The organism is Paenibacillus sp. FSL R7-277 (genome assembly GCF_000517965.1).
Taxonomy (GTDB): Bacteria; Bacillota; Bacilli; order Paenibacillales; family Paenibacillaceae; genus Paenibacillus_AQ; species Paenibacillus_AQ silagei.
In genome coordinates, this window is the sequence record NZ_ASPX01000054.1 from 58,978 (window position 1) to 78,604 (window position 19,627).

19 protein-coding genes are annotated in these 19,627 nt (G+C 52.8%); 13 read left to right on the forward strand and 6 right to left on the reverse strand.

Annotated features, from left to right (window positions below; translation table 11 throughout):
• The first annotated feature begins 12 nt into the window (after positions 1-12).
• A complete protein-coding gene (locus C173_RS16485; RefSeq protein ID WP_036726485.1) occupies positions 13-1,539 on the forward strand; it encodes a Ppx/GppA phosphatase family protein in 1,527 nt (508 codons plus the stop codon).
• Here the strand turns inward: C173_RS16485 and ppk1 are convergent.
• Positions 1,487-3,607 carry a polyphosphate kinase 1 gene (gene ppk1, locus C173_RS16490; RefSeq protein WP_036726487.1) on the reverse strand — a complete coding sequence of 707 codons (2,121 nt, stop codon included), beginning with the start codon at positions 3,605-3,607 and terminating at the stop codon, positions 1,487-1,489. The two genes, C173_RS16485 and ppk1, sit on opposite strands and share 53 nt — an antisense overlap.
• Positions 3,608-3,906: 299 nt before the next feature.
• On the opposite strand from ppk1, the gene C173_RS16495 reads away from it, so the two are divergent.
• Positions 3,907-4,590 (forward strand): 3D domain-containing protein, encoded by a 684-nt coding sequence (locus C173_RS16495; protein ID WP_036726490.1) that lies wholly within the window; start codon positions 3,907-3,909, stop codon positions 4,588-4,590.
• Positions 4,591-4,716: 126 nt separating this feature from the next.
• Here the strand turns inward: C173_RS16495 and C173_RS16500 are convergent, their stop codons facing one another.
• The gene (locus tag C173_RS16500; protein ID WP_036726492.1) at positions 4,717-5,619 is read right to left on the reverse strand and encodes a polysaccharide deacetylase family protein; all 903 of its coding nucleotides are present in this window, start codon (positions 5,617-5,619) and stop codon (positions 4,717-4,719) included.
• Between the two features lie 174 nt (positions 5,620-5,793).
• Between C173_RS16500 and C173_RS16505 the strand changes: the two genes are divergently transcribed.
• From C173_RS16505 to C173_RS16540, 8 genes are all read left to right on the forward strand, one after another.
• On the forward strand, positions 5,794-6,834 hold the full coding sequence (locus C173_RS16505; RefSeq protein ID WP_036726494.1) for an NADH:flavin oxidoreductase/NADH oxidase: 1,041 nt from the start codon (positions 5,794-5,796) through the stop codon (positions 6,832-6,834).
• Positions 6,835-6,920: 86 nt separating this feature from the next.
• Positions 6,921-7,625, forward strand: coding sequence for a dihydroorotate dehydrogenase electron transfer subunit (locus tag C173_RS16510; protein ID WP_036726496.1), 705 nt, complete (start codon positions 6,921-6,923; stop codon positions 7,623-7,625).
• Positions 7,618-8,562: a dihydroorotate dehydrogenase gene (locus C173_RS16515; RefSeq protein WP_036726497.1), complete on the forward strand. Its 945-nt coding sequence runs from the start codon at positions 7,618-7,620 to the stop codon at positions 8,560-8,562. Before C173_RS16510 ends, C173_RS16515 begins: the two co-directional genes overlap by 8 nt.
• A gap of 87 nt (positions 8,563-8,649) precedes the next feature.
• Positions 8,650-9,000: a prenylated flavin chaperone LpdD gene (locus tag C173_RS16520; RefSeq protein WP_235191916.1), complete on the forward strand. Its 351-nt coding sequence runs from the start codon at positions 8,650-8,652 to the stop codon at positions 8,998-9,000.
• Between the two features lie 68 nt (positions 9,001-9,068).
• Positions 9,069-9,737 (forward strand): PspA/IM30 family protein, encoded by a 669-nt coding sequence (locus C173_RS16525; protein ID WP_036726499.1) that lies wholly within the window; start codon positions 9,069-9,071, stop codon positions 9,735-9,737.
• A 126-nt stretch (positions 9,738-9,863) separates the two neighbouring features.
• Positions 9,864-10,274, forward strand: a complete 411-nt coding sequence (locus tag C173_RS16530; protein WP_036726501.1) for a DUF350 domain-containing protein — start codon at positions 9,864-9,866, stop codon at positions 10,272-10,274.
• A 41-nt stretch (positions 10,275-10,315) separates the two neighbouring features.
• Entirely contained in the window at positions 10,316-10,822 is a 507-nt protein-coding gene (locus C173_RS16535) for a DUF4178 domain-containing protein (RefSeq protein ID WP_036726503.1), read from the forward strand.
• 184 nt (positions 10,823-11,006) lie between these two features.
• On the forward strand, positions 11,007-12,335 hold the full coding sequence (locus C173_RS16540; RefSeq protein WP_235191917.1) for a molybdopterin molybdotransferase MoeA: 1,329 nt from the start codon (positions 11,007-11,009) through the stop codon (positions 12,333-12,335).
• 1,063 nt (positions 12,336-13,398) lie between these two features.
• Here the strand turns inward: C173_RS16540 and map are convergent.
• The 4 genes from map to xerS form a co-directional block, all read right to left on the reverse strand.
• Complete coding sequence (gene map, locus C173_RS16545) at positions 13,399-14,148, reverse strand: type I methionyl aminopeptidase (RefSeq protein ID WP_036726505.1); 750 nt, start codon at positions 14,146-14,148, stop codon at positions 13,399-13,401.
• A 43-nt stretch (positions 14,149-14,191) separates the two neighbouring features.
• Positions 14,192-14,818, reverse strand: coding sequence for a TetR/AcrR family transcriptional regulator (locus C173_RS16550; protein ID WP_036726507.1), 627 nt, complete (start codon positions 14,816-14,818; stop codon positions 14,192-14,194).
• A gap of 240 nt (positions 14,819-15,058) precedes the next feature.
• Positions 15,059-15,925 carry a pentapeptide repeat-containing protein gene (locus C173_RS16555; RefSeq protein ID WP_036726508.1) on the reverse strand — a complete coding sequence of 289 codons (867 nt, stop codon included), beginning with the start codon at positions 15,923-15,925 and terminating at the stop codon, positions 15,059-15,061.
• A 48-nt stretch (positions 15,926-15,973) separates the two neighbouring features.
• The gene (xerS, locus tag C173_RS16560) at positions 15,974-17,068 is read right to left on the reverse strand and encodes a tyrosine recombinase XerS (RefSeq protein ID WP_036726635.1); all 1,095 of its coding nucleotides are present in this window, start codon (positions 17,066-17,068) and stop codon (positions 15,974-15,976) included.
• Between the two features lie 135 nt (positions 17,069-17,203).
• Between xerS and C173_RS16565 the strand changes: the two genes are divergently transcribed.
• The 3 genes from C173_RS16565 to C173_RS16575 all read left to right on the forward strand — a co-directional run bounded on the left by C173_RS16565 (position 17,204) and on the right by C173_RS16575 (position 19,622).
• Complete coding sequence (locus tag C173_RS16565; RefSeq protein ID WP_036726510.1) at positions 17,204-17,713, forward strand: GNAT family N-acetyltransferase; 510 nt, start codon at positions 17,204-17,206, stop codon at positions 17,711-17,713.
• Between the two features lie 33 nt (positions 17,714-17,746).
• A complete protein-coding gene (locus C173_RS16570) occupies positions 17,747-18,808 on the forward strand; it encodes a hypothetical protein (protein WP_235191918.1) in 1,062 nt (353 codons plus the stop codon).
• Between the two features lie 190 nt (positions 18,809-18,998).
• Positions 18,999-19,622 carry a TetR/AcrR family transcriptional regulator gene (locus C173_RS16575; protein WP_036726513.1) on the forward strand — a complete coding sequence of 208 codons (624 nt, stop codon included), beginning with the start codon at positions 18,999-19,001 and terminating at the stop codon, positions 19,620-19,622.
• Positions 19,623-19,627: the final 5 nt, after the last annotated feature.

The window sequence follows — 19,627 nt, forward strand, 5'->3', positions numbered from 1 at the left end:
GAGTACATACAGATGAGAGATGATCTTTGCCGGATCGGCATTATTGATATTGGTTCCAACTCTATACGACTTGTAATTTATGACACGACGCAGGCAGGCGGCTACAAAATCATCAAGGAATGTAAGTACTCTGCCCGTTTGAGCGAGAAGATTACGAAGGAGGGCAGGCTGGAGAAGAAGGATATGGATACGATCATACCTGTTCTTCAGCAGTTCAAGGAGATCTGTGATGATTTTGAAGTAGAGAGAATCCGCGCAGGCGCCACCGCCGCCATTCGAAATGCAGCGAACTCAGCGGAGATCATCAGCTATCTGTCAGAGGCTTCGTCGATTCCGATTGAGGTGGTCAGCGGATATCAGGAGGCGTATTTCGGCTTCCTTGGGGTAATTAATGCTTTTGACGTCCAGGATGGCTTCGTGATTGATATCGGCGGGGGCAGTACCGAGGTTACCTTATTCCGCGGACGGCGTTATCAGCAGAGTATCTCGTTCCCGTTCGGTGCGGTCAACACCAATCAGATGTTCAGCCAGGGCGGCAACTGGAATGCGGATCAGCTCCGCAAGCTGCAATTATACGTAACCGGCAGGCTGGTGGAGCATGACTGGCTATCGACGGGCACAGGACTTCCTCTATACGGGCTGGGAGGAACGCTTCGCTCACTGGCTAAGCTCGATCAGAGGAACCGCGATTATTCGCTGCCTAATTCCCATGGTTACGTACTGGAGAACGAGACGATCGAACGGTTCATGGAGGTTCTGCCCGCTACCCCGTTTGAGAAGCGCAAGGATCTGGACGGGCTGTCCAAAAGCCGGGCGGATATCATCGTCTCCGGGCTGATTATTTTCCATACCGTCTATCATTACATTGGAGCCAGCCGGGCGCTGATCAGCGGCGAAGGGCTGCGTGAGGGCATGCTGCATGATCTGCTGGAGCCGGAGCAGCCGGTGCGTGACAGCGCGCTGGAATACAGCCTGGATACCATTATCCGCTTCGATATCCGTACCTCCAAGAGGCATCTCGACCATATCAACAAGCTGGCGCTGAGCCTGCTGGGGGCCTTTGATCGGGAAGGGGACCGGGAGGAGCAGGAGATGCTGGTCTATGTGGCGATTATGCTGCACCGGACAGGCTCCAACATTAACTATTATCAATCCAAGCGGCACACCCACTACTGGCTGATGAATTCACCCATTCGGGGACTGACGCACCGCCAGCTGATTCTGAGCGCGTACATCGCTTCCTACAGCACAAAAAGCCGGAAGCAGAAACTGTCCCTGATGCATAAGGACATTTTGCTGCCTTCCGACGAGGAATGGATTCATAAGCTGGGTACATTAGTGCAGTTAAGCATTGCGCTGGACAGCACCGAGATCGGCATTGTCAGCGGGCTGAAGTCCCGTCTGCATAATCATACGCTGGATCTGGAGCTTCAGGGCGGACAGGTGCTTATCGGCCTGGAGGACATTGAGAATGCACTCAAAGCCTTCAGGAATGCTTGGTCGGTGAAGGTAAAGATCGGCTTCCCTTCCAGCGGGTAACATCCATAGCGGCGAACTGGCTCCGGAGCGGGGCCTTTTTGTCGTCGATCCGTTCATAATATCCGTTGGGCTGAAGGAAGCTGGATTTGACATTGTCCATCAGCGACAGCTCCAGAATCTTGACAATCTGCCCCCGGATACTGCTATCCTTCACCGGACACATCAGCTCGATCCGCCGGGTTAGGTTGCGTGTCATCCAGTCGGCACTGGACAGGTAGACCTCGGGATCGCCGCCATTCTCGAAGTAATAGATGCGTGAATGCTCCAGGAAGCGGTCCACAATGCTGCGTACCGTAATGCGCTCACTGAGGCCTTCAATTCCCGGACGCAGACAGCAGACTCCCCGGACGATCAGGTCGATAGACACTCCCGCCTGGGCCGCGCTGTACAGATAATCAATAACCTCCTGGTTCGATAGAGAGTTCATCTTGGCGATAATCCGTGCAGGCCGGCCTGCGGCGGCATGCTCCGCCTCACGCAGAATCAGCTTCTGGAGCGACAGACTCATATTGGTCGGTGCTACGATGAAGGAGTTCCAGTTGTAGTTGGCGGAGTAGCCTGTCATCTGATTGAACAGCTCTGACGCATCCAGGCCAATCTCATGATTGGCGGTGAACAGGCTAAGGTCGGTATAGGCCTTGGCCGTGCTGTCATTGTAGTTGCCTGTCCCCACGTGAACATAACGGCGCAGCTCTGAGCCTTCCTGGCGGACGATCAGCGTCACCTTGGCATGGGTCTTGAGGCCGACAAGACCGTAGACCACGTGGCAGCCGGACTGCTCCAGCTTACGCGCCCAGGCGATGTTGCGTTCCTCATCGAAGCGGGCCTTCAGCTCCACGACCACCGTAACCTGCTTGCCGGATTCGGCTGCGTTGGCGAGGGCAGTAATCAGCGGAGAATTGCCGCTGACCCGGTACAGCGTCATTTTGATCGCCATCACCTGCTCATCCTCAGAGGCCTGGATAATGAAATCCGTCATCGCATCGAAGGATTCGTACGGATGATAGACCAACACATCACGGGTGCTCAGCACTTCGAAGAAATCCTCATTCTCCTCGAATTCTGCCGGATACATCGGTTCGACAGGCGGGTTGAGCAGATAGCTGAAGCCCTTCAGACTGCTGCTGAAGCTGCGCAGGAAGCCAAGATCAAGCGGACCTTCAATTTCGAAGAGGAAGTCCTCCAGCTCGAATTCAGCCTGAAGCTGCTCCAGTGCATAGGGATGGATGCCTTTCTGGACCTCCAGACGGGCAGGCACACCACGGCGGCGTTTGCGGAGCTCCTTCTCAATCTCCTCCAGCAGATCCTCCGCACCTTCTTCATCTATCGTCAGATCGGAGTTACGGGTCAGACGGAATTCGCTGACAGCTACCGGATCATAACCGCTGAATAAGGTCTGAATATGATGGCGGATCACATCTTCAATGAATACGAATTGCCGTTTTTTGCTGTTCGAGCGGTGAGGCAAGGGAATGCAGCGCGGCAGATTGGACGGAATCTGCAGAATGGCGAAGTAAGGCTCATCCTCCTGGCTGTCCTTGCGTGTCAGCACGACAGCCAGATAGATGAATTGGCTGTGAACCAGCGGGAACGGACGGCTCTGGTCCACGGCCATAGGAGTCAGCACAGGGAAAATAATATCACGGTAGTATTCCTCAACCGACAGCTCCTGTGCCGGTGTCAAGTCTTCATAATCAACGAACACAATGCCCTCTTTGTGCAGGCTGCGTGAAATATCCTTAAAGGTGCGGTACTGGTCAGCGACGATTTTGGTCACCCGTTTGCTGAGGCGTTTATAGAGGCCGGAGGGCGTGTAGCCGGTAAAATCTTTTTTGGTATATCCCGCCCGGATCTGATCCTGGATGCCCGCTACCCGGACACTGATGAACTCATCCAGGTTACTGGACACAATGGCCAGGAATTTGGCCCGCTCAATCAGCGGGTTCTCCGGGTCCTGTGCCTCGCCGAGCACCCGGCGGTTGAACTCGATCCAGCTGAGGTCACGGTTAAGATAGGCTGTTGCAGGGCTGATATTGTTGATTTTTTTCTCATCTGTATTCACGTTCATGGACCCTCCAAGTTGCTTCAATGTCTAGTTAAGATATCGTATTCTTTCATTCTACTATTTGCTTAAGCGAGAAATGTTAAAACTGTGTAAAATTTTTGCGAATATTCAGGAAACATGGCATAATTCTGCAGAGTCTCTTCATAATGATTAAGAATATGTAATATTTACATCCTTGATAACGCTTTATTAGGGCTAATTATTTCCAATATCCACAAAAACATAGCCAATGGTTACAAAGTTGTGATATATTCATTACTGTTAGTTTACAAACCGCGCGTCACCATTGAAGGAGGCAATTCATGAAACTCAAGATCAGAGCCATCACCGCCCTGGCGGCCGTACTGGGACTCGGCACCTTGCTTCACGCAGCTCCCGTTCAAGCCGACAGCGTACATATCGCTGGAAAGACTACAACCTATTATACTCTATCCAATCATTATGGCATAAGCGTAGAAGAGCTTATGAATGCGAACCCGCAGATTTCAGCGCTAAATATCTATCCCGGGCTGAAATTCACCATTCCGGGTGATGTTCAAGCCAAGACTGTGGCAGCAGCCAATACTGCAGCAGCTTCAGTAGAAGCTGTGGACGCCGCAGAAGTTCAAGCCTTTAGTGTGCAGCCGGCAACCAACACTGTTCAAGCCTGGGGCAAAGAATTCAATTATGCCAAAGTACTGCAGGTCAAGGCTTCCGCCTATTCCTCAGCAGCCAGCGAGAATGGCAAGTGGGGCGCAGTCGATTATTTCGGCAATACGCTGAAGCTCGGAACCATCGCCGTTGACCCGAGCGTGATTCCGCTGGGAACGAAGGTGCTCGTAACCGGGTATACCCATCCGGGCCTTCCGAAGCAAGCTTTCGTAGCTACAGCCACGGATATGGGGAGCGCGATCAAGGGCAACCGGATCGATATCTTTATTCCGGGCAGCCAGAGCTTTGTAGCCGATTTCGGTTATCAGTATGTACATTTATATATTATTGAATAAACCGATAATGATAAGTTGCACCAATGTTGCACGAATGCAAGCATAACAGGTATTAATGAAAAGGAAACAAAACCAGGCAGCTTCGCCGGTTTTGTTTCCTTTTTTGTTACCCTGCTTATCAAGCGGTTATTTGCTTTTGCTGACCTGGAGCATCTGGGGAACGGTTACGAAGCTGTATCCGCGCTGGCGCAGATTGCTGATAATCTCGGGCAAGGCCTGCAATGTTCCCTGAAGATTACTGCCCCTGCCGCCACCCCCATGCTGTAGGATGATGGCCCCTCTGCCGGCCCGGGAGAGGATGTTATGCTTGACCTGATTTTTGGATAGTCCTCTCCAGTCGAGCGAGTCGACGTTCCAGTTCACCAGCTTATAGCCATGCGCTTTCGCCCATTTAAGCTGCGGCTCGTTGATGTCGCCATACGGCGGGCGGATCAGCTTTGGCTTGTATCCGGCCAGCAGCTGCAGAATATTCTCCGTCCGGATAATCTGGATGCGGAAGGCATTCATACTCAGCTTGCTGAACTGGGGGTGATTATAGGAGTGATTGCCGATAGCATGGCCTTCGCGGATCATCCGGGCTACCAGGGCGGGATGCTTCTCCGCACGGCTGCCGACCACGAAGAATGTAGCTTTGACTTTATATTTGCGCAGCACATCCAGGAGCTGCGGGGTGAAGCGCGGATCAGGCACATCATCGAAGGTGAGAGCGATCATTTTGCGGCGGGGACCCTGGGTCTTGAGGGTCTCCGGGTATTTGCGCAGCAACTGGCTGAGGGAGAGGCCTTTGCTTTTTTTATGGCGCCTTACTGAAGATTGGGAGGCCGCTGATCCCGCCGGTACCGCCGTTTCCTCTTCAATAGAAGCCTGTGGCCGGGAAGATGGCAGGATCTCTTGTGCTGGCACTGGCGCAGGACTATCTGCCGCAGCAGCAGAGACAGATACAAGCTCCGCAGCCGGTGCAGGAGCAGCCAGGGCCAGGGCAATGACGGATATGAGCAGCACAATGCGGCGGAATATTGCCAGTTTCATCGGAATGATGCCTCCTCCAACCACGGGTCCGGTTATTTTAGAATATAAGGGTTGTTATTTCCAAGCAGCCGTGAAATTATGCCGTACAGGCAGCAGAGCATTCAAAGATTTATCACATCCGCAAATCGTTGTATACTGAAATGGATCATAGATACGGGAAGGATGGAGACAAGAATGACCGATTTGTTCACACCTTATGAACTGAAGGCTCTGACCCTGAAGAACCGCGTGGTCATGCCTCCAATGTGCCAGTATGCGGTTGAGAAGCAGGACGGTATTCCGACGGATTGGCATCATGTGCATTATGTCAGCCGGGCTGTCGGCGGGAGCGGCTTCATTATTGTAGAGATGAGCGGAGTTCACCCCGATGGACGGATCACGAACCGGGACACCGGGATCTGGGAGGACGGGCAGATTCCGGCGTTCAAGCGGCTGACGGGTGCCGTTCATGCCCATGGTGCTAAGGTTGCCATCCAGCTCGGACATGCCGGCCGCAAGGCCGTCGATGCCGTTCCGCCGGTTGCACCTTCGGCAATACCGTTTGATGATACCTATGCTATGCCCAAGGCGCTTAGCCGTGAAGAGATTGCGGAGCTGATTATCGCCTTCCGGGAAGCGGCGCGGCGCGCGGTTGAAGCGGGATTCGATACCGTTGAGCTGCATGGAGCCCATGGATACCTCATTCACCAGTTCCATTCCCCGCTATCCAATGTCCGGGATGATGAGTATGGCCAAGACCCCATCCTGTTCGGTGAACAGGTGGTAGAGGCGGTGCGTGAGGTACTGCCGGCTGAGATGCCGCTAATCATGCGGGTGTCCGCCAAGGAATACGTCGAGGGCGGTTATGATGAAGCTTATGCGCTGGAATTCTGCCGCCGCTACAAGGATGCAGGCGTAGACCTGTTCCATGTATCCTCGGGCGGGGAAGGGCCGATTGGCTCGAATGGAGTCCCTAATGCGGGGCCGGCTTACCAGGTGGGGCTTGCCGAATACATACGCAGCGGATTACAGGTTCCTGTTATCGCTGTAGGGCGTCTGGAGTCATATGCAGAAGCGCAGGCAGTGATTACGGAGGCGAAGGCAGAGCTGGTGGCTGTAGGCAGAGGCATGCTTAGCGATCCGTATTGGGTACATCATGCTGCTGAGGCGCTGGGCGGAATTGATCCGTCCGAGCTGCCCGCACCTTATGTGCGCGGAATCTGGAACAAGAAATAGAGGGCATCATTTGTGAATAATGTCACAGATTTTAAGTTCCTTCTCAGGCATGGTTAATAAGATTAAATTTGAAGGAGCTTGATAACGTGGCGACGGTGATTAGTAATGAGCGGCTGGCTGAAGGAGTGTACCACCTGGTAGTTGAAGGAGGAAACAGCGGGGAGATGGGTCAGTTCTACATGCTGCGGGCATGGGGAGCCTATCCGCTGCTGTCCAGACCGCTTAGCATACATCAGGTGAATGATAACGGTGTTGAATTCTTATATCACGTAGTGGGTGAAGGAACAGAGATCCTTGCCGGACTGAATCCGGGCGATCCGTTGGAGCTGGAGGGACCGTTCGGCACAGGCTTCCCGCAGGTGGAAGGCAGGGTAGCGTTAGTGGGCGGGGGGATCGGAATTGCTCCGCTTTATTATTGTGCGCAGAAGCTTCCAGAGAGCGATATCTATCTCGGCTTCAGCCGCGAGCCGTTTCGTACAGAAGCCTTCCGTCCTCTGGCTGCTGAGCTGACCGTCGATGTAGGCGGACTAATTCTGGACAGCGTGGATTTCTCGGCGTATGACCATATCTTCGTCTGCGGCCCGCATCCGATGCTGAAGGCTGCACAGCTCAAGGGCAGCGCTCCAGATCCTGCGGGTAAGCGCCCTGACGTCTATCTGTCACTGGAGAACCGGATGGCCTGCGGTATCGGCGCTTGTCTGGTCTGCAGCGTCTCCTGCAAGGACGGGCAACGCAAAGCCTGCGCAGACGGTCCTGTCTTCCTGGCTGAGGAGGTATTATTCCATGATTAATACAACTATTGATACAACTGCAACGATTGCCGGTGTATCCTTCAAGAATCCGATTGTGATGGCTTCCGGCACCTTCGGCTTCGGCCGTGAGTATGGCCGGTTATATGATGTGTCCCTGCTTGGCGGAATCTCCGGCAAGGGGCTAACGCTTCACGCCAAAGCTGGTAATCCCGGAATCCGCGTCTATGAGACGCCTTCCGGTATGCTGAACAGCGTGGGGCTTGAGAATCCGGGAGTAGAGGCCTTTCTGGCCAAGGAGCTGCCGTATTGGGAGACGCTGGATACCGCACGTATCGTGAACCTAGGCGGCAACACGCTGGCGGATTACGTGCTGGGTGCTGAGCTGATCCAGCGGGATGCGGATGCCCGTCTTCTGGCCGGGACGCAGGCCGTGGATATGATTGAGCTGAATATCTCCTGCCCGAACGTGAAGGAGGGCGGAATTGCTTTTGGCGTGAAGACTCCGGCAGCGCAGGAAGTGGTTCGTGCGGTACGGGCGGCTACAAGTCTGCCGCTGGCCGTGAAGCTGTCGCCCAATGCCGAGGATATTGCGGAGATGGCTGTGATGTGTGAAGCAGAGGGGGCGGACGCCGTCTCTCTGATCAACACGATCTCCGGGATGAAGATCGACGTCCGCCGCCGCCGCAGTGTGTTCAATAACCTCTATGCGGGACTATCCGGACCAGCGGTTAAGCCGGTGGCTCTGCGTATGGTGCATCAGGTAGCCCGCCGGGTAACCATTCCGGTAATCGGAATGGGCGGCATCACTTCAGCCACGGATATTATTGAATTTATTATGGCGGGAGCGACTGTAATACAGGTTGGAACCTACAATTTCATGAATTTGCGGGCGGGCAGCACACTTGTGGAAGAATTGCAGCAGTTTATGAAGGAAGAGAATATTTCCTCACTGGATGAGATCCGTGGTATTGTATAGGCAGCAAGCCGGTTTGCAATGATCTTTTTGCCGTAGAATGAGAGATCTCTACAGCCTATGGTTAATATAAAGGGAGGGGAGTTCTGCTTGACAACGAATCTGGTGCATCCTGACGATATTGTGCTGTCCGAGACCAAGGTGGGCCGTGATCTGCTGCTGCTGATTACCGGGGGAGTGCGCCATATCGGTGCAGCAAGCACGGCGTACATGGACGGAGAATTCGCACGGGTGATGACCTCTGCCGTTCCCCATCATAAGGAGCATACGATCAGTGAAGCCATTGCGCTGAAGGCTGCTGCCGCATTGAACCGGACAGTCACGGTTGTGATGGGCATTCACTATGACGATCTGAGCAAAGAGGGCATCCTTGCGGTCGTAAATATTGTGAATGATAAGGTGGAGCAATATTTAGTACAGAAGGCCGGAACAAATTTTTGAAACGATCCCCATCTCCCTGCGTAAAAGATACCATTGAACAACTAACTTTTATTTTGGAGGAATGAATGATGTCTATATTTAAAAGATTGCGTGATCTGACCATGTCCAATGTGAATGCGATTATCGATAAAGCTGAAGATCCGGTTAAAATGACCGACCAGTACATTCGTGACATGACGGAGGATCTGGAGGATGCTGAGAAAGCGGTAGCTGCCCAGATCGCTATTGAGAAGAAATTCAAACAGTTGTACGAAGAGCAGGAAGCGCTCGTGAACAAGCGTAATCAACAAGCTCATGCAGCCGCTCAAGCCGGTAACGCCGATCTGGCCCGCCGTGCTCTTGAAGAGAAGAAATCGGCAGAAGCCAAGCTTGTAGAGTACAAGGCCAGCTTCGACCAGAACAAGGCTTCCGCCGACAACCTGCGCGGCAAGCTTGATGAAATGCGCAAACAGCTTACCCAGATGAAGAACAAGCGGGAGACACTCGTTGCCCGTTACAACGCTGCGAAGGCACAGACCGAAATCAACAAAGCGATGAGCGGCTTCAGCTCCGACTCTGCTTCTGCCGGACTCAAACGGATGGAAGACAAGATGCTGCAGGCCGAAGCACAGGCAGAAGCCAGCAACGAGATGAGCTCGGGCAACAAGTCGCTCGATGATGAGTTCGAGAAGCTGGGCAAAGACCAGGCGGTTGAAGATGAGCTGGCTGCGCTGATGAAGCAATACGATAAACAATAACATATTGGCATAAGCCGGATTTTAGGCTGATGGCCACAGGCGAAGGGGAGACAGAACCAGCGGTTTCTCCTTCGCTTTATGTTTGTCTTACCTGTTGTGAAATATGAACAAGCGGGGGCTGGAGTAATGGATTTCGATACCCTGGTGTCCATGGTAGTATGGACGGTCAGCGGCGCAGTACTGCTGTGTGTGCTGATGCTCGTGGATTCGCTGTTTACCCGTTATAATGATATGGAAGAGCTGAAGGCAGGGAATATGGCCGTGACTACCCGGCTGGTGTTGAAGCTGCTGTCACAAGGCTATATTTTATCAGCATCCATTGCTGCGGCGAACCGGCTCGGGACCGCCCTTATCGTCTCGATTGTCTCTTTTATCCTGTTATTCGTGCTGGAGAAGACGGTAGAGCAGCTCCTCAGCCGGTGGGGGAACCTTGAACTGGATCATGGCACTCAGCTTGGCAAGGTCGGCTACGGCCTGATGGCAGGCTCGCTGCATGTGACGGGGGCATTGATTATAGCGGCCTTTATTCGCGGATAAGAAGAAGGATTAGCGTACCAATCTGTAGGAGGATGATGGCTTTGGGTCTTTGGAAAAGAATCGGCAATCTGTTCTCGAAGCCGGAGGCGCCTAAAGCGCCCGCAAGCATGCTGACCCTGTCTCCCGGAGATATCTGTGAGGTCTCCCTGGTCACCTATGAAGTGACGGGCCGGACGAAGACGAGTGGCCGTAATGCAGTTGTACTGACGCTGCGTGACGGGAGCCGGATCGCCTATCTGTATATAGAAGAGCGGGAAGAGCTGCAATACAGATTGTATCACCCGATAGACGGGCGTCTGGACAGTCCTTCCGAGGTCCCGGCTACCCTGGAGCTGGATGACCGGACCTTCTATCTGGAGGAAGAATATGAAGGATATGCCGCCGTTACCGGGCAGACGCCTTATATGAACGGCGGGGAGCAGCATGTCTGGCAATACCAGGCGGATGATTCGCGGCTGCTGCGTGTGGAATGGCAGAATGGACGGTTCATGCTCTATGAGGGTGAAAGCGTCCTTTCGGCTGATGTCAGAGTGATCCGCGCGTCTTAAGCTTGAACTGGAGCTGGGCTGCGGCTGGGCTCCTGACTGCGGAATAGAATCGCAATGGAATAAGGGATGCATGCGCTTGTTACAGGCCTGTGCATCCCTTTTCCCATGCCTTCATGTTAGAATAGGGCGTAATTGGTTTAATCAGCAGCAATCTACCGGAGAAGCAGAAGGAGTGAATTCAACAGTGACTAACCGAGAGCATCATAACAAGGAATATAACAAGGAATATAGCAGGGATAATAACAAGGAATACAGCAGTGATAAATTTCAGCGGTCAGTGCTGCAGGTTGCAGAGGCGCAAGGCAGGCTGAAGCCTTATGCTGCGCTGCTTGCGCCGGAAGCTGTACCCCTACATCTCAGCAGCGGGCGTTATCTGGCTGAGTCTGCCCATGCACCACATCCCTTTCCGGCATTTGACCGCTCCAGTATGGACGGCTTCGCCGTGATTGCGGCAGATACTTTAGCGGCAGGAGACCCTGACACGGTGTGGCTTGAAGTCGTCGATGTCATACCCTGCGGCGCAGTAGCCTCAAGGGAGATTACGGCTGGCACTGCTGCTCGCATTATGACGGGAGCGCAGATTCCTGGCGGCGCAGACACGGTAATTATGATGGAGGCTACGGAGAGCCGGATAGAGGGCGGAGTCACTTATGTCGGTATCCGCAAGCCGCAAGAGCGGGGTCAGCATATTACCCCTTGCGGGCTGGAGCTTAGAGCGGGTGATCCAGTGCTTCCTGAAGGGACTCTAATCGGCGCTGGCGAGATTGCTGTTCTGGCAGCGCTCGGGGTGCCGAAGGTTCCTGTACGCCGCAGACCCAAGGTGGCGGTCTTCGCTACCGGGACTGAGCTGCTGGAGGTGGACGAGCCGTTAGTGCCGGGCAAAATCCGCAACAGCAACTCACCCATGCTGGAGGCGCTAATCCGGGAAGCGGGCGGGGAGCCCGTGATGCTGGGTGCAATCATCGATGATCTGGAGCTGGCCCGTAGTAAGGTGCAGATGGCACTGGAGAGCTATGATCTGGTGATTACTACCGGCGGCGTATCTGTCGGGGATTATGATATTATGGGTGATTTGGTCCGTGAGCAGAGCGGAGAGATGCTGTTCAATAAAATAGCCATGCGCCCCGGCAGCGTCACTACGGCAGCCGTTCGCGGCGGGAGCATCCTGCTCGCCTTATCCGGCAATCCGGGCGCATGCTTCGTAGGATTCCAACTGTTTGCCCGTCCGGTCATCGGGCTAATGCAGGGTGCAGCCCAGCCGTATCTGCCAGAGTGGACAGCAGTGCTGGGTCAAGATTATAAGCGGGCCAACAGCTTCACCCGCTATGTCCGCGCCCGTCTGGAGATCCGCGAAACAGTTCTCTATGTTTATCCAGCCGCCGTGGACGAGTCATCCGTCACAGTTACGATCAAAGACAGCGACTGCCTGATCGTCATCCCGCCGGACAGCGGACAATTATCCGCTGGTGACAAAGTAACCGTGCTGAAGCTGCCGGGTGAGATTAGAGGGTGAATTTGAAGCAAAGGAATTGGGGAGCATCAGAGCTTATGAAGTGAGTTCAGTTAGGAGGGAGATGAGGCTATGGATAAGCGGATGGACGAACGGATGGATGACTGGAGGACGTTCGCTTGAGGCGAGCTTTCAGGGATAGATGTATTCAGTACAATTAAAAACAGTAAAAATCAAGGATTTCCTCCTCTAATTGTAGTCTGTACAACTAAATTTGCCCGAATAGGCCAGAATCGAGGAATCAGGTTAGTTTAAATGCACGAAATACAACTAAACGGATTATCGGCGGAACATCAGGAGATTTAGTTGTACAAACTGCACTTAAGCATATCGCGTGTAACTAAATCGGGGCACGGCAAGTCTCAGCATTTCTAGTGACGATCGGCCAGCAAACCGACAAGTCAAAGGACTAACCGACTAAATCTTGATTATTAAGTTTCATTATATGAAAAATTCACAATAATTACTTTAGATAAAGGATAGGAGGATATCTTAATAACCCTTTAAAAGGGGGCACAGAATTCAGAACTGAAATAGGGACTTTTTGCCGCCCCCTACTCTTAAATTAAAAGTAGCTGATTGTATTTCCTGCAATAGAAAATGCATAGTTGACCGTGAAATGAGATTCTATTGTATTTCATACAGTGGAGTGTTGTGTTTTGGATGAAAAGTGGCCTTTGTTCAACATTCAATTGTACCGAATACAATAGATTCTATTTTCGAAGCCTTTTTTACAGCATTCCATTGTACAAAATGCAGTTGCTATCGTTCCAGCGCCTACAGCATCCGAATAACTGCTGCTTTGAACTCAAAATTAGTTAAAAATTCAACACATGAAAAATTCACAATAGCAAGTTCAAAACACTAACCAGCAGCCAACAAGCAGAATCACCCAATCGCGCGACAGCATCCAACGCCGTAACCGCAAAACCCGGTTTCAAGGGTAACAAACAAAACCCTTCAGTTTTCTAATAGGGGACAGTCCCTAGACAGAAACAGGAGGGTTCTTAGGGTTCGAAAGGAAACAACAAAATCTAACCTATGTGTTAACGTTCTACTACAATGTTTACTGGGCTGTTAAAATCAGCGGTCCATCTGCAGTAATTGCAATCGTGTGCTCATACTGTGCGGACAGCTTGCCGTCAGCCGTTCTCGCTGTCCATTCATCATCGTCAATGGTGATCTGGTATGTGCCTTCGTTAATCATGGGCTCAATCGTAAATACCATGCCTTCTTTGAGTCGGATGCCTTTGCCTGCGGTGCCGATGTGCACGTAGCTCGGCTCCTCATGCAAGCTTCGTCCGATGCCATGCGCCAGCAGATCGCGCACGACCGAATAACCGTGTGCTTCGGCATGCTGTTGTATGGCCGATGTGATGTCACCCAGCCGTCCTCCCGGAACAGCCCGGGCGATTCCCAGATCCAGGCACTCCTTCGTTACCTGCATTAATCTCTGTGCCTCCGGCCCGATCTCACCGACAGCGTAGCTCACGCACGAATCTCCGAACCAACCCCCGTATTGCGCCACAATGTCCAGCTTCAGCAAGTCGCCTTCCTTCACGACCCGTCTGCTGGATGGAATCCCATGGGCAACCACATCGTTAATGGATATGCAGGTCTCGGCAGGGAATCCGTTGTAGCCTTTGGTGAACTGCTTGCCACCTAGCTTGGTGATATGTTTGGCTACCAAATCATTAATTTCAAGCGTAGTGATTCCAGGTACAATGTGTTTGGAGACTTCACGGTAGCAATCGGCAACAATTTGGCTGGCTTGCTTCATCTCTTCAATTTCTCTGGGGGATTTAAGAATAATCATGATATGTGCATTCGCTCCTTAATCTTTCACTATTGTCTGTCTTTTATAGTTTCAGAACTCTGACGATCTCCGTTGCATCTTCATTAAGCTGCCCTCGGCGGAGGGACAATGCAGCACAGCCAACCAGAGCGGCTAACAGCATCTCTGTATATTGTAATCCAGACGGCGCATCGACTACTGTCCCTCCAGGAGAAAGTGATTCCTCCGTAAGTCCAGTGCCAAGCATCATGGACAGCGGGGTCAGCACCTCCCGGCGGAACTCGGCAGTGAGCGGGGAAGAGCGGGCTTCAGGCAGGGAAGGGAATCCCTCACCAGCCTGCTTACACAGCAGATAGATAGCGTGATCCTCCGCCCATAGCTGCAATAGCCGCACCCCGGCGGCAGAACCCTCCAGCGGGATCTTTAGCGGTAGCCCGGGCTCTGCCATAGGCGGGAACTTCAGCCATTCCCCGGCCCGGTCGAGCGCATCCCATAACAAGTCGTGAAGCAAATCACCCTTATTGCTGTAATAATGATAGACCGTACCATAACCGAGACCGGCCGCCGCAGCCACATCCCGGATTTCTAATAAAGGCCCTTTATTCAAAAATACGTCCGCTGCTGCTTTTCGGATCTGCACCAGCCGCCGCAGCCGGATATCTTCGTTCTGTTCCTTCGTGCGGGGAGTCATCTTATCCGTTCACCTCATTTATTTTAGACCTGCTGTCATGTCAATATAAATCATCGGCAGGCAAATGGCAAGGGAAAATCGTTGAACCAACCATCTGGACGACACAAAAAAACCGGATAGAACATCATCCGGTTTCTTCTCCAAATATAAGAATGTATATGTTTCACGCTATAAATTATCCTTCTATTTCTCGCCGAAACGGTACCGTCCTTAAAAGGACGGCAAAGCCGTTTCCACTTATCAAGCCCAGTGCTCCGGATGTCTTAAGGATTCCGGCAGCTTGGTGGACGGGCTGCCTTGCGCAGCTTGCAGCTGCGCCTGAGTCAGGAAGAGACTGCCCCGCAGATCGGCTCCGCGCAGATTCGTATCGCGGAAGTCCGCGCCAATCAGATCGGCGAACCGCAGGTCAGCGCCGCTGAGATCCGCAGCGATCAGATACGCGCCCCGTAAGCTGAGGCAGCGGAGGTCGGCCCCGCGCAGCTTGGCCCCGATCAGATCGGCCCCGCGCCCATAGTTCTTCTGGCGCTTCGGTGCCGGAGAGAGCTGCTTGCGGGCAGCGGTGCGCGCAAGCTCGCTGGCACGCAGCAGCATCTCGTTGACTTCAGCTCGGTGCAGGGGCACTTCGAGCTGAAGCAGCTTGTCCGGGCTGAGCAGGGTGAGGGCCTGCGTCTGCTCCAGAATTTTGATAAGCGAATCATGCAGGGTCTCGGCCCCGCGCAGTGTGAGTGCCTCGTGCAGATACCATAGCAGTTCATGCAGCTGGCGCATTACGGGAAGAACCTCGAACATCTGTCCCGCAGTCTCTGGAGCCTGACGCCAGTCGCGTCCGCCATAGGTCAGATTGGAGATTTTCTGCCCGGCCCCGAAGCAGTCGTACACGGTGCAGCCCCGGAAGCCGCGTTCTCGTAGCTCAGTATGGATGCCACAGAGGAAGTCTTCCCGCAGATTGGGACAGGGCTGTCCGGCAGGCTTGTCTATGGCGAAGTCTGAGGAAGCGGAGAAATGAAGCGCAGCGCAGCATAGCCCGAAGCAGTTCAGGCAATCCGATTGCAGCTCCGGCAGTCCGGGATTCGTAGGAAATTCAGTAGATGAATGATTGTCTGACAAACGTATTCCTCCAAAAAATAAATGAGATTAACATAGCGGTCAGGCAGCTTACTGCGGCGGTTCATTGTCCAGACGGCGTTCAATCGCCTCGGACATCGTTTTATCTGTGAGATGAGCATAGATCTCGGTAGTCTCCGTAGAAGCATGGCCCAATTGTTCCTTCGTCCGGTAGATGTCATTCTGCAGGTAATAATCTGTGGCAAAAGAATGCCGCAGCTTATGCACCGTCAGATAAGGCTTGCCGAACCGTTTGGCGTATTTGATGATCATCTCCTGGATCGCCCGTTTGGTCATCCGTTTGCCTTCTTTGCTGCCGTTGGGCAGGGCAATGAAGAGCGCTTTTTCCCGTTTCGGCGTCTTGTACCTGCTCTGGCGGAGGCTTAGATACAAGCTGAGATCATCCTTCGACTGTTCCCGGAAATAGACCGGGGTCTTGAAGGTCTCGTCGTTATGACCCTTGCGGAAGACATAAATCAGCTTATTGTTGACATCCAGATCATCCACGTTCAGGTTAACCACCTCGGAGACGCGCAGGCCGGAATTCAGAATCAGACTGGCAATACAGGCATCCCGTTCACGGTTAAGCTGCCAAGAATAATAAGCCTGCTTATTGGCTTCCACAGCTGTGCCATATCCTTCATAGATGTAGCCAACGAACTCCAGCAGCTCCTCGTCCTCCAGAATTTTACCTTTGAGCTTGGCGGCGGTGTCCTTCGGTTTGTGAATGCGCTTGATCTCCACCTTGGCCATAATGTTACGCTTCAGCAGCGGGTAGAAGTTCTCATCCTCGGCAATCTGGCTTAAGTAATGGAACAGCGAGCGCAGCGCAGACAGCTTACGGGATACGGTCACCCGCGAATTGGCATTCTCAGCCCGGGTGGTCAAGTGCAGACGGTAGCCGACAATGCTGTCCATATGCAGGGTCTCCAGCTCAAGCAGTGTGATGTCAGCATTGCTGGCCGCTACAGAGAGACCTTCACCCCGCAGCCAGCCGAAAAAGGATTCATAGTCCCGGATATACTCCAGCAGCGTGGAGGGGGACAAATCCGGCCGTTTATAGTCGATAAACTGCTGGACAAACCAGGGCATCTGCGGCAGCCGCTGATCCAGGTTTGCCCGGTCGGTCGCTTTTTGAATACTGATGAGCTTCACCTTCTTTATAGTTTCCCCAAGGGGGAGGGCTGTCCTTCTATCTTACCATGTTTCTGGCAAACCTTGCTCCTGATGAGACAAAGTTATATGATGGGTAGTAAACAAAAACGGTTGAGGTGAACCTGAATGGAACTTGGAATCGAGCTGGTTCCTAAAGAGCAGAAGCAGATTATCAGCAGATTAATGCAGTTCTACTTGTATGACTTTACCCGCTATCTGGAGCTGCAGGTCGACCGTGAAGGATTGTTCCCGTCCTATCCCGGACTTGAGGCTTACTGGAGCAGCGGTAAAAATAAATTCGCCTACCTGTTCACTGTAGACGGCAATGTCGCAGGCTTTGCCCTGATCGACCGTCTGCTGCGCGACCCGGAGGGCGAGTTCTATATGACGGAGTTTTTTGTAATGCAGCGCTACCGGCGCAGCGGCGTAGGGACCTGGGCCGCACACCGGCTGTTCGATATGTTCCCCGGCAACTGGAAGGTGTCACAGATTCGTGCCAACACTCCAGCACGGGATTTCTGGCACCGGGTTATCGGAGCTTACACCGGCGGTGATTTCCAGGAGCGGTTCAACTCCCGCCAAGGCAATCCAAGTCAATACTTCAGCACATTAAATACGAATAGGGTTAAGAAATAAAATTACCTATTCCTGGCAGGCTTCAGCGCAACTTTGGATCGTATCCAGCGTCTGGTAACTGAGGTGATTAGATTGTCCAAGCAAATGAGCTTATGGGGAGCGGGCTGTATAGCAGTTGCAATAGCAATCAGCACAGGCTGCAGCAATGCTTCGGATCAGAATTCTTCGGGTGCAGAACATACCGATCTGGCATCAGCAACGCCCGCAGCTGCTACTGCTGCAATAACTGCTCCTGCAACCGCGGTTCCGGCTCCGTCTGCAACTGCCGCGCCTGCTGTTAAATCCGTGTCGCTGATTCCCGAAGTACGGGAGTATACAGGAAGCGGCAGTGGCTACGAGCTGGATGGCGTCAATGTCCAAGCGGATTATTCCGCAGACCAGACCTTACCGCTCGGGATATTTCTGCCGGAGACGATGATCCGTTTTGAACAGGATGGCAGAACGGCATGGGGGACAGAGGACAAGCATAATTATATTACGTTAATTAAGCTAAGCTCTGCGAAGGATGCAGCTGGAGGGAAGTTTGAGCCGGGCACGGACCGGAGGCTGCTGAAGTTCAAGGAATATGAAGGGAGCAGGATGGAGGAGGACCGGAGGGTTGAGGCATTTATTTTCACAGCCTATAACGATTCTTACCGGGCCGAGATCCATATTCAGGATGAGCAACGCGATAAGCTGCTTCCACTCTTCACATCCATGCTGAGTGGTATGGAATACCTGGAGAAGCAACCTCCGATTAAGCCGGGAGTGTTCTTCAAAGCCCCTGATGTAGGTACAAGTCCAGGCAACAAGCAAGCGCTCCAGGAGACACTGGACTGTATTGCAGCCTGGGCAGCTAAGGACAAAGAGAAATTTGCTGCAACTATGCAATCACCGCAGCTTAATGAAGCTCTGCAGTTCCTGCTGGATAAGAAGAATGTCTACCGCTTCAATAAACTGACCGTAGTCGGAATTCCTATTGAGGGAACCAAGCGGGCGGGCTTCTATGTGGAGTTTACCCAGATGACCTCTGAGGGCTATATTACTGAGGGCACTTACGAGATTTCATTGCTGCCGAATAAGCAGGGGAAGTGGAAGATCGCTAATATTGATTAGGCAGAGCATCTGCCGAAGCTCGAAAGCTTGAGACACCTGCGGGGTTTCAGGCTTTTTTTGCTGTAATGTATTAATAATCACAACCTTCCCAGGTCCCGGCGTCTATAATCTAAATTGAACGATGTTCAAAAACATTACAGTGTTCAATGAAGCGGAACAGCAACACCCTGACAGAAGGAGTCTAACGATCATGGGCAAAGCAGAGAGACAAGAGCAGGAGCGCGAAGCGATGCGTAATCTGATTCTGACTACGGCTGGCGAGCTGCTGGCGGAGAAGGGGATCAGGCAGCTGTCGATTCGCAAAATCGCTGAACGGATGGAGTATTCGGCTGGCATTATTTATCACTATTTTCAGGGAAAAGAGGACATTGTGGAGCAGCTTCTTCAGCGGGGCTACCGGGAGTTAATGGGCGGACTAATTGCCGGATCGGAAACTTCGCCGGATGAAACATCTCCAGAAGAGCGCTTAAGACGAACGCTGAGACAGTTCATTAAAATCACAACCGCAGAAGGCTCACAGTACCGGAGTATGATGCTGAATGATTCGCCGTCTGTGCTTAGCCACACCGGGGTGTTGCATCAGGGGGCTGCCCTGGAACGCAGCGGGATCGCAGGTCTCTGTGATACGCTCCGTCAATTCAGCGGGATGGCCTCCTGTGAGGAGAGGGAGCTTGAGCTCACCGCCCAGATCATCTGGAGCGCAGCATTCGGGCTGATTATGAGGCTGATGGTGGAGGAGAATCTGCCTGAGGCGCAGAAGGAGGCTCTGATTACCCGGCACATAGAAGCCATGGTGCATATTGCACAAGGATAGGAGGA